Here is a 15,125-nt window from a genome sequence, read left to right on the forward strand (position 1 = left end):
TCAAGTGGACTTCGTCACCGTAATACATGGACTTATTTTGCCGTATTGAGTGGACTTCTCACTCCGTAATAATCAATAATAATATGGGGGTTTGAGTATGATACATGGAATCATTGATATTGGATCAAATACGATTCGATTAAATGTATATCAAATTAATGAAAATAATGTTTTTGAGATCTTGTTTTCTAAAAAGGAAGCGGTCGGGATCGTTTCCTATGTTAAAAAGCGCATTATGTCTGAAGAAGGTATTCTAAAATTAGAACAGTGTTTAATACGTTTTAAAGAAATGATGCAGTCTTTAAATATTGGCTCTTTTTCAGCTTTTGCGACAGCTTCTTTACGAAATATTGATAACACACAAGAGGTATTGGATAGAGTTAAAAACGACTGTGATATCAAGATCGATTTACTTTCTGGTGCTCAGGAAGGTAGATTGAGTTTTAAAGGAGCTATTCACGGACTGGCCCATGACAATGGTATCTATGTGGATACAGGCGGAGGAAGTAGTGAGATCATTTTATATGATCATAACCAGATTGGGTATGTCGCCAGTTTACCGATTGGATCTTTAAACATGTTCAATAAATATGTAAAAGCCATTCTTCCTAAGGCAAAAGAAGTTAAATTGATGAAAGAACGTGTTATGAAAGAATTAAAAGATGCCGAGAAGGATAAAGGAACTTTTCGATGTCGATATCTTGCGGTGACTGGTGGTAGCATGCGAGCTTTACGCTCTGTGCTTGTGAGCTTGAAATGGATTGCCAAAGATTGTTATGAGTTTGACAGCAATCTATTAAAAGAACTTACAAAATATTTATTAGAAGATGAAGAGCGTTGTGCGCATTTGTTTTTGAAAGTTAAACCAGACAGGATCCACACTCTTTTTTGTGGATTGGTGATCATTGATACGATTGCGCAATATACACAAGCTGAAAAAATTCAAGTATCAATGAATGGAGTTCGAGAAGGTTATTTGATTGAGAGAGTTATAGGAGAACAAAATGCATAAAAAATATCCGTTTACCCAAAATCGTGAACTATCTTGGCTGCGTTTTAATGAACGAGTTTTAGAAGAAGCAGCAGATCCAAGAGTTCCGTTATTGGAAAGATTAAAATTTATAGCTATTTTTACCAGCAATTTAGATGAATTTTACATGATTCGATGTGGTAGTTTATATGATTTATCTTTGATTGATAAAGATAATATTGATAAACGCAGTGGAATGACACCAGATGAACAGTTAGATGCGATTTATGAAATGAGTGAGAAACTATATGTTTTAAAAGATGAAACGTATAAAGATATCAATCGCACATTAAGATCTTTGCAGATGTCTTGTCTTTCATTTAAAGATCTATCTAAAAAGCAGTTAAAATATGTAACCCAATATTTTGATACACAGATTTTTCCTTTGTTGTCACCACAGATCATAGATGCAAGACATCCTTTTCCACATTTAATAAACAAAGGATTGTATATCATTGTTGAATTGGAACAAGGATACGGAATCATAAGTGTTCCTAATTTTATAGATCGAGTCTTATATGTTCCAGATACGGAGCATTGTTATTTGTTAGCAGAGCAAATTATCTGCCACTTCGTACAAAAGCTTTTTAATGAAGAAGTATTGTTTAAAACAGTCATTCGTGTCACTCGCAATGCCGATATCAACCTGGATGATAAAGCGATTGATGATGATGAAGATTATCGACAATCTATGAAGAAGATCTTAAAGTCTAGAAGTCGTTTGTCACCAATTCGATTAGAATTCTATAAAGATATTAAGGATGATGTCTGTGAATACTTATGCGATCATTTAAATTTGAAACGCAAGCAAGTTTTTGTTTCAAAAACTCCATTGGAAATGGAGCATGTCTATTCCGTTATTGATTCAGCTTCCTTGTCGTTAAAGACACCTTTATCTTATGAAGATTTTAATGCTCAGCCATCCATTGATCTAGATAGTAAGAAACCATTGATTCCACAAATCATTGATCATGATGCTTTATTGTTTTATCCATATCAGGATGTTGGAGTATTTCTTGATTTGTTAAAAGAGGCAAGTTCAGATCCAAATGTTGTTTCAATCAAGATTACGATCTATCGACTTGCGAAACATTCAAAGATTTTAAGATATTTATGTCGAGCTGCAGAGAACGGCAAAGAAGTTACGGTCTTGATGGAGCTTCGTGCTCGTTTCGATGAACAGAACAATATCAATGCAGCAGAAATCTTAGAAGATGCTGGATGTCGAATCTTATACGGTTTTGAAAACTATAAAGTTCATTCTAAGGTTTGTCTGATTACGTATAAAACAAGAAATACGATCAAGTATATTACTCAAATTGGAACAGGGAACTATAATGAAAAAACAAGCCATATGTATACGGATATTTCGTATATAACGGCAAAAGAAAGTATCGGTAAAGATGCAGTAGCTTTCTTTCAAAATATGGCAACATCGAATTTAAATGGATCTTATCAACATTTATGGGTTGCTCCTGCCAATCTAAAACAGGAAGTTCTATCGAATATCGATCTTTTGATCGAACATGCCAAGGCTGGCAAAGCGGCATCTATTAAGATCAAGATGAATTCAATGACCGATATGGATATCATGAAACGTCTTGTTGAAGCCAGCCAAGCAGGGGTAAAAATTACTATGGTTATTCGTGGTATTTGTTGTTTGTTACCAGAGCTTGAAGGCTATACGGATAATATTTGGATCATTAGTATAGTTGGACGTTTCTTGGAACATTCTCGAATTTACTGTTTTGAAACACAGGGTGTCAACAAGGTATATATATCCAGTGCGGATTTTATGACAAGAAATACTGAAAAACGTGTTGAAGTAGCTTGTCCAATTTATGATGAACGATTAAAAAAACGTATATTAGATTACTTTGATGATATTTTAAAAGATAATGTAAAAGCAAGATATCTAAAATCTAATGGACAATATGTACGTGTTGATTCTTCACGAGATCCTTATGATTCTCAAAAAATGAATATGGAAAAAGCGATTGAACTTGTCTCGAATAAAGAGGAAAAAGTGGAAAATGGACTATTTGATATATTAACTCAGTTGAAACAATCAATCTTTAAAAAATAGGCCTTCCTCCATGAAAAGTAGAAAAAAAACTAGAAATAAAGTACAATAGAGAAATCATGGAGGTATTTATGAAAAAAGAGAAGAATTTAACGAAGATTTTATATGTATTTGTTGTTTTATCCTTGGTTTACACTGGATACACATTATTTTCAACATATTCAGCACTTTCAACGTATATAGCTGCTGGAACGATCACAACAGCTCAGATCATTGAAACTTTAATTTCTTATTGTTTTAATCCGGTTATGTTAACTGTGATCCTTTATGCTCTTGCTTGTATGAATGAAACTTTGATCAAATTATTGGTACGTGATGAAGAATCAAAAGAAGAAAAAAAAGAGGCACCAGAACAAAAAGTTGAAGAAGATGAAACAGATATGATCGAATCCAAAGAAATTGTTGATAAAACAAACGAAGACCAGGCTGAAAAATAGCCTGGTCTTTTTAAAGAAGTTTTTCTAAAATTTGAACAGCGTTCGTAGCGGCTCCTTTGCGTATTTGATCGCCGCAGCAGAATAAGGATAAAGAGTGATTTGTAGGATCAGAAATATCTTTACGAACACGGCCTACATAAACAAGATCTTGATCTGTTGTTTCTAAAGGCATTGGATATTGTTTGTGTAAAGGATCGTCTTTTAATAGAACGCCTTGTGCTGATGATAGAAGTTCTCTAGCCTTGGTAATATCGATTTCTTTTTCGCATTCGATCGTGATACTTTCAGAATGGCTTCGTAAGATTGGAACACGAACGCAAGTGCAGTTTACCAAAAGGTTGTCATCGTGTAAGATTTTTCTGGATTCATTTTGTAGTTTCCATTCTTCTTTTGATATTCCTAGATCATCAAAGTCTCCGATTTGAGGAATTAGGTTGTAGGCAATTGGATAAGGAAATGCATTACAAGGTGCAGTAGGATCTTTTAATTGATTTTCTAAATCTTGAATACCTTTTACTCCAGCTCCACTAACAGCCTGAAATGTTGTGACAATCATGCGTTTGATCTTAAATTCTTTATGCAGAGCATTTAATGCGACCAGGGCAATGATAGTCGCACAGTTGGGATTGGCAATGATACCTTTGTTCTTGGCGATATCCTCCGGATTAATTTCAGGGATAACTAGAGGAACATCTTGGTCTAAGCGAAAGGCACTTGAATTATCGACAATGATTACCTTGTTTTCTAATGCCCAGGGAATCCATGTTTTGGCAATATCGTTTTCAGTGGCACCAAGAGCAAAGTCAACATCTTTAAAACTATCTGGATTCAATTCTTCACAAATAATTTCTTGATCGAAGAATTTGAATTTTTTTCCTTTAGAGCGGGCACTTGCCAAAAGCTTTAAGTTGCATTGAATGTTTCTTTCTTCAAGGCATTTTAACATCTGTTGTCCTACAGCGCCTGTAGCGCCTACAATTGCAATTGTCTTCATGACTGTTTCTCCTTTGTGACAAATGTGTCGTAGATAACTTGTATCGTTTTTTCAAAATCTTTTTTCTTTACACCAACCGTGATGTTGATTTCATCGCTGCCTTGGGCAATCATCACAATATTGATGTTGTTAGCTCCTAGAGAACCAAATAGTTTACCACTGGTACCTGGCTTGTCAGACATGTTTTTACCCACGGTTGAAATCAATGAAATATCTTCCTGTGTTTTGATTTCATCTGGTTTTAATTCTGTCTTGATACGGGCAAGAATTTCATATAAGGAATCTTCAATGTCTTTTTTAGAGACAACGATACTGAAGGAATCAATTCCACTTGGAATATGTTCTACACTTATATGATATGCTTCAAGGATCGATAGAACTTTTCGGATAAATCCTATTTCGTTGGACATATGTTTTTTATAAATGTAAATGCTTAAGAAATCTGTCTTTCCAGCAATCCCTGTAATGGCATAAGGGTTGACGTAATTGTTATGTTCTTGAATGATCGTTCCTGCATCCTGTGGTCGATTTGTATTCAAGATATGAATGGGGATATTTGCTTCCTTGACAGGGAATATAGCTTCTTCATGAAGAACGCTGGCACCCATATAGCTTAACTCTCTTAGTTCTGAGTAGGTGATATGTGTAATTTGTTCTGGATCTTTTACGATTCTTGGATCTGCCATTAAAAATCCAGAGACATCGGTCCAGTTTTCATAGACATCTGCATTTAAACATCGTGCCAATATAGCTCCGGTAATATCTCCACCACCTCTAGGAAAAATCTGGATTTGTCCATTGGCACTGCCTCCATAGAAGCCGGGAAAAACAAAGTTTTTATACTGAGCGCATTTTGCGGTTAGTTTGTTTGTTGTTGCCTGCCAGTCAATGGTTTTATCTAATCGAAAACGAATGATATCTTTGGCATCGACAAATCCATAGCCTAAATATTCTGCCATTAATTTGGCACAGAAATATTCTCCTCGTGAAACGATTTCGGCTTGGTTCATTTGATTTAAGTTCGTATAAAAACGATCTAATTCCTTTTCAATAGGTTGTTTTAAACCTAGTTCATTCTTTATTTCCAAGAAACGATCTTTGATCAAATTAAAAACATTTGAGGCATCTACGTGATATTGACGATGTGCATCTAATAAATAGAGCAGGTCGGTAATCTTATTGTCATTTCCGTTTCTTTTCCCAGGGGCACTCACTACAACATATTTTCGTGCAGGATCTGACATAACGATCTCTTTAACTTTTTTAAATTGAGAAGCACTGGCTACACTGCTTCCACCAAATTTTGTGATTTTTAACATAAGCTTATCTCCATATTGCGATCATTGCATCTGTATCTTGTTTTTTGATTTTTTGAATGATTGTCTGATCCATTTGTTCGATCCAATAGTAAGAACCATCTTTTTTTGTATAGTTGATTGTAAGCTCTTTATTTGAACGAATGATCCAGTTTTCTTTGATCAGTGTTTCATCATATGTGTACGTATTGGTTAATAAAATCGTACGTTCTTTGTTTTCCAATGTATCAATTGCATTTTGCATCATAGCTTGAGCGGTAGCTAATTGACCAGCCCCTTGACCTAGATAGCCAAGTGTTTCAAAGCTATGTGCATGGATCGTTTGTGCATTATAGTTGTTTTCAACATTGGCTAAGAAAGTTCCATTATCTAAAAATGCCGGTGCAATGATCGTACAAACTTTTTCATCTTTACAAACTGAAATTGCTAAATGGCGAATGATCTTCCCGTTTTCTTTTGCCAAGGCAATATCATTATTTGAAATTTTAGAAATACCAACAGGTTTTGGCAGCTCTAATTTTTTGTTTTTATAAGCCAGCATATTAGATATAACAGCCTTATAGTAAACATCAATTCCTTCCACATCATTTGTAGGATCTTTTTCGGCATATCCAAGGTCCTGTGCATTTTTTAAGGCAACTTCATAATCAAGATCATTTTTAGTCATTTGATCTAGAATATAGTTGCTGGTTCCATTAAAGATTCCTTCATATCCTTGAATTGGTTCCAAACGCTGTAGCTTTAATAGTGCATCTAAAAAAGGAATTCCACCCGCAACACAAGCTTCAATTTGAATGGTCGTATCATTATCTTTAGCTAGATCTAAATAATCTTCCAAATAGGTTGCGATAACTGCTTTATTGGATGTGATTACATGTTTTTTCGCTTTTAAAGCTTTACGAATCAATGTGTTAGCTGGTTCAAGACCATTCATACATTCCATGACAATATCAATGGATGGATCTTCAACGATATGTTCTTCGTTTGAAAAGCGGGGAAGATCTTCCTTTTCTTTTCGTACATATATATATTGGATATTGAGATCATTGGTTAATTCACAAAGTTTTTCAACACCTTTTCCTACAACACCGTATCCACATAAAGTAATGTTCATTTTATCCTCCTTATGTGTTTTTTTAAAAAACACTTGTTTTTAAATTGTGAACATTGTATCATATGAGATATAGTTTTTCAAGGAGGGATTCCCATGAACAATTTCTATGTTTCAACACGAGATAAACAGGTTCATCTGACATCAAAAGAAGCAATTTTAAAAGGAATCAGTGATGATGGTGGATTGTTTGTCTGGCCTGATTTAGCTGATGTAAAAATTGATTTAAATAGAGTTTGTCAAAATAATTATAAAGAAAATGCTGTTTACATTTTGAGCAAACTTCTACATGATTTTACAAAAGAAGAATTAGAACAATGTGTAAATAATGCATATACAGATACTTTTGCCTCTAAAGACATTACCCCAGTTCGTAAGGTAGGGGATATCTATGTTCTGGAATTGTTTCATGGTCCAACCAGTGCTTTTAAGGATGTTGCCTTGACTTTATTGCCACAGCTTATGTCTGTAGCTCTTGAAAAAACAGATCAGAAAGCTTTGATCTTGACGGCTACAAGTGGTGATACTGGAAAAGCAGCGTTAAATGGATTTAAAGATGTAAAAAATATCGGAATCGAAGTTTTTTATCCAGATCAAAAAGTGAGCCAGATGCAATATCGCCAAATGGCAAGTCAGACGGGTAACAATTTAAAAGTGTTGGCAATCAAAGGAAACTTTGACGATGCCCAAAGTAAAGTCAAAGAATTGTTTTTGGATAAAGATCTAAATGAATTTGCCGCTGAGCATAATGTCATGCTAACGAGTGCAAATTCGATTAATATAGGACGACTTGTTCCTCAGATCGTTTATTATTTTGAAAGTTATAAATATCTTGTGAATCATGATGTCATTAAAATGAATGAACCAGTGTGTTTTAGTGTTCCTACGGGAAATTTTGGAGATGTTTTGGCTGGGTATTATGCGTATTTAATGGGATTGCCGGTAAAGAAATTCTATGTAGCCAGCAATGCTAATCATGTTTTAACAGATTTTTTAACAACCGGAATCTACGATCGTAACCGCGATTTTATTCAGACAATCTCACCTAGCATGGATATCTTGATTTCATCCAATCTAGAAAGATTGTTGTATTATATGTCAAATCAAGATACAGAATTTGTCAAACAATGTATGGATGATCTAAATCAAAAAGGAAGATATCAAATTCCAGCACAGATGTTGGAAAAAATACAATCTTTATTTGGCTGTGGTTATATTGATGATGAAGCCACAAAACAAGTCATAAAAGAAACTTATGATTCCAATCGTGTGATCTTAGATCCACATTCTGCCATTGCGTATAAGGTTGCCAAAGATGCCTGTGAAGATGTGATTGTTTCTTTAGCAACGGCATCACCTTATAAATTTCCTCAGGATGTATTGGATGCCTTGGGTATAGAAAGTACTTCTGAATTTGATGCGATGAACAAACTTGCAGAAATCTGTAGCGATCCAATTCCTGGCAATCTAGCAGCTTTACAAACCTCTAAGATCATTCATAAAGATGTGATTTCTGTCAAAGAAATGGAAGAAAGCGTTAAAGGTATGGTGGAGAAGTTCGTATGATTTGTGTAAAGGTACCGGCAACAAGTGCCAATTGTTGTGTTGGGTTTGATACTTTAGGAATGGCTTTGGATTGGTTCGCGACATTTTACTTTGAACCAAATCCAGAGTTTGTAATTGAAGGCTGTTCAGATGAATTTAAAAATGAAGACAATCTAGTAATCGTGGGATTTAAAAAAACTTGTGATTATATGAAGGTAGATATGCCTACCTTAAAATTAAAAATCGATACAGATATACCTTCATCAAGAGGACTTGGTTCGAGTTCAACTTGTATCGTTGCGGGTATCATGGCAGCGGATGCATGGTTTCACGGTCAATTAAACAAGATGGAGATGCTAAAAATCGCAACCGAGATTGAAGGTCATCCAGATAATGTTGCACCGGCAATATTTGGACAAGCATGCACAAGCTTCATGGATGATGGTGATGTTCGCATGATGATGATTCCTTGTCAAAACTTTAAAGGTTTGGCCATGATTCCGGATTATCCGATTCAAACATCTGAAGCCAGAAAGGTTTTACCACAGACCATTGACTATAAAGATGCCGTTAAACAGGTTGGTTATGCGTTAAGTTTTGTTCAATGTTTATCCAGTGGAAATGAATTGATCTTTCCTAAGACATGCCACGATTTTCTTCATGAACCCTATCGTGGTAAACTCATCAAGGAATATGCTGAAATTCATGACTACTGTAAGAGCATTGATTTAGCTATGTGGATTTCAGGAAGTGGCAGTACGATGCTGGCCATGAGTTTAGATGAGAAAAAGCTGGACATGTTACAAGAATGGATTGTAAAATATTGTGGCATGTCTTATAAGAAGGTATCGATTTCTACGAAAGGAGCATATATAGAGTATGAGTAAGTTCTTTGTTGTTTCAAGTGATATTTTGCCTGAAGTTCTTGAAAAAGTTATAGAAGCAAGAACGTTACTGATATCAGGCAAAGCAAAACGCATCTCAGAAGCAGTTAAGGAAGTAGGGATTTCGCGAGGAACTTTCTATAAATATAAAGATGCAGTATTCTCATTTGATCAGGATCAATCGCGCCGTAACGCTGTAGTTTCTATGATCATTAAAAATGAAAAGGGAGCTTTGTCAAAAGTCTTGTCTTTAGTATCGGTAAAACAGGTCAACGTTCTGGCAATCAATCAAACGATTCCAATTAATGGTATTCATAACTTATCACTGACTTTAGATATAACGGATCTAGAAATCAGTATTCAAGCTTTGTTGAAATTAATGGAAGCTATGCCAATGGTTGATAAGGCGGAATTGGTTGCGGTTGAATAATGAAATCATTCATTTCTTTTATTTGGGGTCTAATGTTTATTGTATGTGCTGCCGTTTTCAGCATTCAATCAATCGCGTTGGATCCTGATTTTTATACAACTCGTTATGAACAAATGGAATTGGCTAGTGATTTAAATGTTTCCAATCAAGATCTCAATGACAGCATTATAGTCTTATTGGATTATATTCAAGATAAAAGACAGGATATGGACATTACGATAACTCGCAATGGACAGGCTGTTGAAGCGTTTAACACAAAAGAAAAGACGCATATGGTAGATGTAAAAGCGCTATATCAAAATGCGATTACTGTGGGTATCGTTTGTTTTGTTTTTATGATTGGTATCCTGGTCTATTTTTTTGTAAAAGAAAAGAAGCTCATGATCAGCTATCTTAGCAAAGGGATGATCCAAGCTTCAATATGTTTAGGAATTGTATTGTTATTTTTTGGAATGTGGATCGCATATGATTTTACAGGCTTTTGGACTTGGTTTCATACTGTGTTCTTCTCTAATGATTTATGGCTGTTAGATCCACGTACTGATTTTATGATCTGTATGTTGCCTGAGATTATTTTTAATCAGCTGGTCATTAGTATTATCATCGAATTTGTTTTGATGGTTGCAATTGCATTAGCGTTTTCAATATATTATCAATTTAAAAAAGCACCGATAGGATTTGATCGAAAATGAATTTAATATTAGCCTCTAAATCGCCAAGAAGAAAAGAGATTCTTTTTAAACTAGGTTATACATTTTGCGTGATTCCGGCCTTAAAAGATGAAGTTTTTAAAGGTCAGGATATTGATGCAGCTTTGAAGAATGTAGCTCTTTCAAAAGTAAAGGAAGTATTTGAAAAACACAATAATGATTGTATTATTGGTGCTGATACGATCGTTGTTTATGATGGGCAAATTCTTCAAAAACCAGCTTCCAAAACTGAAGCGTTTAAAACTTTGAAAATGCTGTCTGGTAAAGTTCATGAAGTCAAAACAGCGGTAGCTTTATGTAGTCCAAATCATGAAGTGGTTGATGTCGTTACGACAAAAGTCTATTTTAAAGAGTTAAGTGATGATAGGATCAACGACTATGTAAATAAAGGAACTTGTATGGATAAGGCGGGTTCTTATGGAATTCAGGAAGTGGATTTTGTAGAGCGTATTGAAGGTTCTTATTCAAATGTTGTAGGATTTCCAAAATATAAAGTGCAAGAATTTTTAGAAAAAGAAAAAGACCACTTGGGTCTTTAGAATAGTTCAATTTGATAACTGAATTGTGTTTCTTCACCAGGTTTTAATATCATCGTACCTTCACGATGGTAGAAATCTGGTGTTTCTTTTTCAAAATCACTGTGTCCATACCAAGGTTCAATGCAGATGAAGTTGCTTGGTGTAGGATGTGTCCAAAGAGCCAGGTATGGGAACCCGGCGAAGTGAACACGTAGACGAGGTTCACCTTGATGGCTTAGTGTTACATAGGAACTCTTGTAATCTTTGTATACCAATGTAGCATAATGGTTAATATCTTCACGAGATAACTTCCATGAATTTAGTTGAACTTTCTTTTCTTTGATGTTTTCGCTAAAACTTGGATCAAAGACAAGCTGTGTAGCTTCTTCATTGAATTCAAAATCAATGGAATAGTCTTCAAATTTTTCATTCTTGTATTGAGGGACTCTAAAAGCAGGATGAAGTCCAAATGAATATGGCATATCTTCTTTTGAAGTGTTTTTGATCGTGTAGTCGATATGTAAAGTCTTGCCTTCAAGAGAGTAAGCAATTTCAAACACAAAATCAAAAGGGTACTGTTTTAAAGTTTCTTCATCAGAGCAGAATGTAAAAATCAATTTGTCTTCAAGTTGTTCCCCTTTAAATGTAGCATAACGGGCAAGGCCATGATTTTTCATCGTATATTGTTTTCCGTGAATTTCATAATACTTTGAATATGTACTACCGATGATAGGGAAAAGACTTGGGTTTCTTCCAGACCAGCCTTCATCTCCTTGATACATGATTTCAACATTATTTGTCTTGTCGAAAAAAGAAGTAATTTCTGCAGCTTCCGGGATTACTTCCAAACGACAAAACTCATTTTCTAATTTAAATGGCATATTTTAGACCTCCTTTACCAGCTTTTCTTTAACTAGATATGTATATATACCATCTTCATCGACCGAGTCAGTGATATGATCGGCGATTTCTTTTACTTTATCACAACCATTTTTCATTGCGATTCCAATGTCCGCTTGTTTGATCATTTCAATATCATTTTCTCCATCACCAAAGCAGATGATGCGATCAAGTTCAAAATGGTGTTTGATTTTTTGGATCGCAGTCGCCTTATCTATGTTATTGGCTCGGATCTCAACACATTCTGGATAAAAAACGATGCCACAATCACGTGCTATTTGACAAATTTCTTCTTTTTGTTTATTTGTTTCATAACAAATTAGCACATTATAGGCAATATCATTTTCATAGGGCTTATAATCTGGTGTGTTTAAATATAAAGAAAACTCTAATTCATAAAAGGCTTGTTTGACTTTGGTGCCAAAATAATTTCCATCTTTTGTACTGTATCGATAAAGAAGATCGTTGTTAAGACAATATGTTTCGATTTCCTTCATCAAAGTAGGTGAGATAGGAGTGTCTTCAATGATTTGATTGTTTGTATCTAAGATGAGTGCGCCGCCATCTAAGATTTTGGCATCAAAAGGGAAATTATACATTTCTCGTGGCAAGTGGTCGAGTTCTCTTAAACAACGGCTGGTTGCTAAAAAGAGCATATCTTTTTGATCCTTTAATTGATATAGAGCTTGAAATGTTTTATGTGAAATCGTATGGAAGGCGTTGTTATAGAGTGTGCCATCCATATCAAAAAAATATCCTGTTGTCATGTTCTTATTGTATCAAATATAGATCTTAATTACTATGATCTTTTCGGTATTGAAGGGGAGAGATGCCTACAGATTTTTTGAATGCCTGAGCAAAATAAGATTGGCTTGTAAATCCGACAATATAAGAAATTTCAGAAATTTGTAAATTAGTCGTAGATAAGAGAATCTTAGCTTCGTGTATTCTTTTTTGGATCATATAACTAATAGGAGAAATACCTTTATATTGTTTAAAGGCATGAACGATGTGGTATTTATTTAAAAATGTGAGTTCACTTAATTTGTCTAATGTGATATCCTCTTTAAAGTGCGCGTCAATATATTTTTCGATAAAGACACAATCTTTATTCGCTTTATTGACAGGGGAGACTTCCAGCTTAATTTGAGCGCGACGCATTAAATTGATGATCAAGACTTCCAGAAGGTTTTGACAAAGTGATTGATATTCAACATCTTTTGTCTTTACCTCAAGTAACATCGTTCTTAAGTAGAATAAGACCTCGTGTTTATATTCATAATAGTTTGCGATACTGCAGCCTTGTTCTTCATCCTGTTCTTTAGAAAAAAATGTAATCCCTTCGATTCCCATAACGATATATTCAAAATTGACATTTTCAATACCTCGTTCGGTATGTGAAACAAGTGGATTCACGATGACTAGATCATCTTCTTTTACTGGATAGGTTTTGTTGTCTAGACTAAAAAGACCATGACCTTTCGTTACATAAAAGATTTCGGTACATAAGTGTGTATGTAAAGTAGAATTCCACTCATGGTCGAAACTAGATTCAGTAATGTACAAAAGCTTTGGCCTTGTTTTATCAAAGTTTAGTTGTTCAAGTTGAAATCGATGTGTGCTCATAATAAATCCCTTTTCTACATAATTATATATTGTTTTCTTTGATTTATCAATTTTGTTTAGAATAAACAAAATCGCAATATATATAAAATAAACAACTATATAATTATGATAAAGCGCTTACAAATTCGATATACTGAATTTGTCAAAAAGATTCATACGAATTTATAGGAGGTAGAGTATGAAAAAAATTATAACTGCTGGACTATCATTTGCGATGGCAGCATCTATGTTGGCAGGATGCTCAAGCGCACCAGCTGAAGATGCAGATTCTGGAGATAAACGAGTTCTTAAATTCGATTCATTCTCTGGAGGAAACGGAGAAGAAGTATTTACAAAATTAGCTGAAGCTTTCGAAGCTGCTAACCCAGATGTAGATGTTCAACTTCGTTTCGAAAAAGAATTGCCTGATGTATTGAACAAAGAAAATGCACAAGGTGAATATTCAGATGTTGTTTATTACAACTTAGGACAACCTTCTGGATACACAGAAACTCAGTTAAACACAAATGAAGTATTGGATATTTCTGACGTTATCGAAAATATTAATATTGATGAAGAATACGCAAATAGTCGTATTGTACAGTACTATGGTGATGGAAAATCTTACTTGTTGCCATTAAAGACAACTCCAGCTGGATTCTTCTATAACACAGAATTGATCGGAGAAGGGAAGAAATATGAACTTCCAACAACTTGGGATGAATTCTGGGCATTAGGTGATCAGGCTAGAGAAGATGGAATTGCATTGTTTACTTATCCAACAAATGGTTACTTTGATAATACATTAAATGCATTATTGAAAGAAGCTGGCGGTGAAGAATTCTTATTCAACGTTTTGAATTATGAACCAGATGTTTGGAATTCTGAAGAAGGAAAAACAGTTATCGATATCATTAGTAAATTAGTAAGCCCTGATTACTTGTATTCTGATACAGTATCTAATGCAAACGCTAAAGATGGTTTCACAATGAACCAGCAAGCAGTAATTGATGGAAAAGCATTGTTTATGCCAAATGGTGACTGGGTAGTTAACGAAATGGCTGATACTACTCCTGAAGACTTCCATTGGGGACTTCTTCCTTTACCAGCTCTTGAAGAAGGTGGAGAACGTTTCGTTGGTTCTATGACTGAACAAGTTTGGATCCCTGCTCAGGCTAAAAACGTTGATGATGCAAAAGCATTCTTAGAATTTATCTATTCTGATGAAGGTGTACAGATCATGGCTGAAAGTGGAAACATCGTTCCTACAACAGATATGATGGATCGTGTAGCAGCTATGGAAGATGGATATACTAAAGAATTCTTCTCTGTATACAATGAAGCAACTCCAGCATTCGGTGCATTTGCTCCATATAACACAGAAAATTTACCTGATTTTGACCGTGCGGCTACAGTATTCGGTTCAATTGATTCTTTAGCTACTGGTGAAATCACAGCAGATGAATATCAGAGCATATTGGCTGATGCTTGGGTAAAATTATCAGAAAATAAATTAAATGCTGAATAATTAAACATTAAAATAGTTACAAATCGAAGCGATG

At 34.7% G+C, this 15,125-nt stretch carries 15 protein-coding genes; 9 read left to right on the forward strand and 6 right to left on the reverse strand.

Features of this window, described 5'->3' with window-relative positions:
* The first annotated feature begins 97 nt into the window (after positions 1 to 97).
* The 3 genes from PND65_RS03990 (at position 98) to PND65_RS04000 (ending at position 3,550) form a co-directional block, all read left to right on the forward strand.
* Complete coding sequence (locus PND65_RS03990; protein WP_271990783.1) at positions 98 to 1,012, forward strand: Ppx/GppA phosphatase family protein; 915 nt, start codon at positions 98 to 100, stop codon at positions 1,010 to 1,012.
* Complete coding sequence (gene ppk1 / locus PND65_RS03995; protein WP_271990780.1) at positions 1,005 to 3,116, forward strand: polyphosphate kinase 1; 2,112 nt, start codon at positions 1,005 to 1,007, stop codon at positions 3,114 to 3,116. Before PND65_RS03990 ends, ppk1 begins: the two co-directional genes overlap by 8 nt.
* 68 nt (positions 3,117 to 3,184) lie before the next feature.
* Complete coding sequence (locus PND65_RS04000) at positions 3,185 to 3,550, forward strand: hypothetical protein (protein ID WP_015536384.1); 366 nt, start codon at positions 3,185 to 3,187, stop codon at positions 3,548 to 3,550.
* 10 nt (positions 3,551 to 3,560) lie between these two features.
* Here PND65_RS04000 and PND65_RS04005 read toward each other — a convergent pair whose 3' ends face one another.
* Genes PND65_RS04005 through PND65_RS04015 form a run of 3 tightly spaced genes read right to left on the reverse strand, consistent with a single transcriptional unit; the run spans position 3,561 to position 6,974 of the window.
* Positions 3,561 to 4,544 carry an aspartate-semialdehyde dehydrogenase gene (locus tag PND65_RS04005; protein ID WP_022356523.1) on the reverse strand — a complete coding sequence of 328 codons (984 nt, stop codon included), beginning with the start codon at positions 4,542 to 4,544 and terminating at the stop codon, positions 3,561 to 3,563.
* Positions 4,541 to 5,863 (reverse strand): aspartate kinase, encoded by a 1,323-nt coding sequence (locus PND65_RS04010; RefSeq protein ID WP_022356524.1) that lies wholly within the window; start codon positions 5,861 to 5,863, stop codon positions 4,541 to 4,543. Before PND65_RS04010 ends, PND65_RS04005 begins: the two co-directional genes overlap by 4 nt.
* A gap of 4 nt (positions 5,864 to 5,867) precedes the next feature.
* Entirely contained in the window at positions 5,868 to 6,974 is a 1,107-nt protein-coding gene (locus PND65_RS04015) for a homoserine dehydrogenase (RefSeq protein WP_271990778.1), read from the reverse strand.
* A 93-nt stretch (positions 6,975 to 7,067) separates the two neighbouring features.
* Here PND65_RS04015 and thrC point away from each other — a divergent pair, with 93 nt between their 5' ends.
* Genes thrC through PND65_RS04040 form a run of 5 tightly spaced genes read left to right on the forward strand, consistent with a single transcriptional unit; the run spans position 7,068 to position 11,079 of the window.
* Positions 7,068 to 8,537 (forward strand): threonine synthase, encoded by a 1,470-nt coding sequence (gene thrC / locus PND65_RS04020; protein ID WP_195376204.1) that lies wholly within the window; start codon positions 7,068 to 7,070, stop codon positions 8,535 to 8,537.
* Positions 8,534 to 9,403, forward strand: coding sequence for a homoserine kinase (gene thrB, locus PND65_RS04025; protein WP_271990777.1), 870 nt, complete (start codon positions 8,534 to 8,536; stop codon positions 9,401 to 9,403). Before thrC ends, thrB begins: the two co-directional genes overlap by 4 nt.
* A complete protein-coding gene (locus PND65_RS04030; protein WP_022356528.1) occupies positions 9,396 to 9,830 on the forward strand; it encodes an ACT domain-containing protein in 435 nt (144 codons plus the stop codon). Before thrB ends, PND65_RS04030 begins: the two co-directional genes overlap by 8 nt.
* Positions 9,830 to 10,522, forward strand: a complete 693-nt coding sequence (locus PND65_RS04035) for a TIGR01906 family membrane protein (RefSeq protein ID WP_271990774.1) — start codon at positions 9,830 to 9,832, stop codon at positions 10,520 to 10,522. The genes PND65_RS04030 and PND65_RS04035 overlap by 1 nt, the downstream gene beginning before the upstream one ends.
* Complete coding sequence (locus PND65_RS04040) at positions 10,519 to 11,079, forward strand: Maf family protein (protein WP_271990772.1); 561 nt, start codon at positions 10,519 to 10,521, stop codon at positions 11,077 to 11,079. The genes PND65_RS04035 and PND65_RS04040 overlap by 4 nt, the downstream gene beginning before the upstream one ends.
* On the opposite strand, the gene PND65_RS04045 is transcribed toward PND65_RS04040, so the two are convergent.
* From PND65_RS04045 to PND65_RS04055, 3 genes are read right to left on the reverse strand one after another with little or no spacing between them, the layout of a single operon-like run.
* Entirely contained in the window at positions 11,076 to 11,939 is an 864-nt protein-coding gene (locus PND65_RS04045; RefSeq protein ID WP_195191315.1) for an aldose 1-epimerase family protein, read from the reverse strand. The two genes, PND65_RS04040 and PND65_RS04045, sit on opposite strands and share 4 nt — an antisense overlap.
* Before the next feature lie 3 nt (positions 11,940 to 11,942).
* Positions 11,943 to 12,725, reverse strand: a complete 783-nt coding sequence (locus PND65_RS04050; RefSeq protein WP_081683661.1) for a Cof-type HAD-IIB family hydrolase — start codon at positions 12,723 to 12,725, stop codon at positions 11,943 to 11,945.
* Positions 12,726 to 12,750: 25 nt separating this feature from the next.
* Positions 12,751 to 13,584: an AraC family transcriptional regulator gene (locus PND65_RS04055; protein WP_022356533.1), complete on the reverse strand. Its 834-nt coding sequence runs from the start codon at positions 13,582 to 13,584 to the stop codon at positions 12,751 to 12,753.
* 178 nt (positions 13,585 to 13,762) lie between these two features.
* Here PND65_RS04055 and PND65_RS04060 point away from each other — a divergent pair, with 178 nt between their 5' ends.
* Entirely contained in the window at positions 13,763 to 15,091 is a 1,329-nt protein-coding gene (locus tag PND65_RS04060) for a carbohydrate ABC transporter substrate-binding protein (protein ID WP_271990770.1), read from the forward strand.
* Positions 15,092 to 15,125: the final 34 nt, after the last annotated feature.

The sequence above is a fragment of the Faecalitalea cylindroides genome (assembly GCF_028321995.1).
GTDB lineage: Bacteria > Bacillota_I > Bacilli_A > Erysipelotrichales > Erysipelotrichaceae > Faecalitalea > Faecalitalea cylindroides.

Excerpts from the sequence above, each read along its gene's own strand:
- PND65_RS03990 (WP_271990783.1), top strand. The coding sequence starts at position 98 with ATGATACATGGAATCATTGATATTGGATCAAATACGATTCGATTAAAT.
- ppk1 (WP_271990780.1), top strand. The coding sequence starts at position 1,005 with ATGCATAAAAAATATCCGTTTACCCAAAATCGTGAACTATCTTGGCTG.
- PND65_RS04000 (WP_015536384.1), top strand. The coding sequence starts at position 3,185 with ATGAAAAAAGAGAAGAATTTAACGAAGATTTTATATGTATTTGTTGTT.
- PND65_RS04005 (WP_022356523.1), bottom strand. The coding sequence starts at position 4,544 with ATGAAGACAATTGCAATTGTAGGCGCTACAGGCGCTGTAGGACAACAG.
- PND65_RS04010 (WP_022356524.1), bottom strand. The coding sequence starts at position 5,863 with ATGTTAAAAATCACAAAATTTGGTGGAAGCAGTGTAGCCAGTGCTTCT.
- PND65_RS04015 (WP_271990778.1), bottom strand. The coding sequence starts at position 6,974 with ATGAACATTACTTTATGTGGATACGGTGTTGTAGGAAAAGGTGTTGAA.
- thrC (WP_195376204.1), top strand. The coding sequence starts at position 7,068 with ATGAACAATTTCTATGTTTCAACACGAGATAAACAGGTTCATCTGACA.
- thrB (WP_271990777.1), top strand. The coding sequence starts at position 8,534 with ATGATTTGTGTAAAGGTACCGGCAACAAGTGCCAATTGTTGTGTTGGG.
- PND65_RS04030 (WP_022356528.1), top strand. The coding sequence starts at position 9,396 with ATGAGTAAGTTCTTTGTTGTTTCAAGTGATATTTTGCCTGAAGTTCTT.
- PND65_RS04035 (WP_271990774.1), top strand. The coding sequence starts at position 9,830 with ATGAAATCATTCATTTCTTTTATTTGGGGTCTAATGTTTATTGTATGT.
- PND65_RS04040 (WP_271990772.1), top strand. The coding sequence starts at position 10,519 with ATGAATTTAATATTAGCCTCTAAATCGCCAAGAAGAAAAGAGATTCTT.
- PND65_RS04045 (WP_195191315.1), bottom strand. The coding sequence starts at position 11,939 with ATGCCATTTAAATTAGAAAATGAGTTTTGTCGTTTGGAAGTAATCCCG.
- PND65_RS04050 (WP_081683661.1), bottom strand. The coding sequence starts at position 12,725 with ATGACAACAGGATATTTTTTTGATATGGATGGCACACTCTATAACAAC.
- PND65_RS04055 (WP_022356533.1), bottom strand. The coding sequence starts at position 13,584 with ATGAGCACACATCGATTTCAACTTGAACAACTAAACTTTGATAAAACA.
- PND65_RS04060 (WP_271990770.1), top strand. The coding sequence starts at position 13,763 with ATGAAAAAAATTATAACTGCTGGACTATCATTTGCGATGGCAGCATCT.